Source organism: Bacteriovorax sp. DB6_IX (genome assembly GCF_000447775.1).
Lineage (GTDB): Bacteria > Bdellovibrionota > Bacteriovoracia > Bacteriovoracales > Bacteriovoracaceae > Halobacteriovorax_A.
The window spans coordinates 1-1,189 of sequence record NZ_AUNJ01000247.1; the positions used below are offsets into that span (position 1 = coordinate 1).

The window sequence follows — 1,189 nt, forward strand, 5'->3', positions numbered from 1 at the left end:
TTAAGCCTGTAACCAAAGAGGTTACTTCTTTAGGTTACGCCAGTGGGAAGCAAGATAGAACAACAATACCAACCAATGAAATACGGCCAGCAGTTATAAAACTAAAACGAAGTTGTATATTTATTATAGGGTTATTTACTGGTTTAAGGCGTCGTGAGATTGCATCACTAAAGGCTAAGCCAGCATATAAAAAAAATGATTGTTTATACTTAGATATTATACGTTTTAAGCAAGCCGCCGATTCAGAACAAGAAGGTGAAGAAGATAGTATCCCTATACCAAAAATTGTTGGTGATGCTATTGATATATTAATTGAATTATTTGCTATCAGCCGAAAGACATTAAATAGCCAATATCTTTTGGTAACAGATATGCCTTCTAAAAAGAATTTCGAAAAAATAAAAATTGATACAATTACAAAAGACATTAGAAAAATAGTCGCTGATATGACAGATGTAACAGATGCTCACCCACACCAGCTGCGAAAAACTATCGCATGGTTACTGATTTCTAGAAGTGAAAAAAACATTGATCTTATTCGTCAGCTCTTTGGTCATAAAAGTTATGGTATGACACTTCGATATATAATGCGCAACGAATTAATGGTAGAGAGTGTAATAGAGTTGTTAGAACACAACTACACAGAAGATCTACAAGAAATATTCGAGGCTATCAATAATAATAATACAGCGGGAGATCTATCAGATAAAATCAAAAAACGTATGGAAGAGCAAATTTATCCAGGTAGCATATTGGTAACCGATATTGAATCCTATGTGCGTGAATCACTAAAAGCTGGTATACCTTTGTTCGTATCGAGAGTCCCCATTGGTGGTTTCTGCATAAACGCGGGTAATGAAGATTCTATCCCACCATGTATGATGAAAACCAATTCAAAAAGACCATGCGTTGATTTCTGTAACTACAAAGTGTGTGATTACCTAATTTTTAATGATGAATCAATTTCTAATATTCACTCTCAAATTAACTACTACAAACAAAAGTTAAGCTATCTAGATGAATCAAGCAATGAAAAAGTTGTGACTTATTATCAAAAAGAAATTCTTGAACACAGAGAGCTTCTTGAGAGATTAGAAAATAAGAAAAATAACCAGAATTTTAAAAAGGCTCAATTATGACTTTAAAGGAAAAGGATGTAGAAAATGTAATTGATATCCTTATCTCATCA

Annotated in this window: 1 protein-coding gene; it reads left to right on the top strand. The window is 33.0% G+C overall.

Annotated elements, in window-relative coordinates; all coding sequences use genetic code 11:
* On the top strand, window positions 1–1,139 hold a 1,139-nt coding region (locus tag M901_RS07355; RefSeq protein ID WP_021277560.1), incomplete at its 5' end, for a tyrosine-type recombinase/integrase.
* Between the last annotated feature and the right edge of the window lie 50 nt (window positions 1,140–1,189).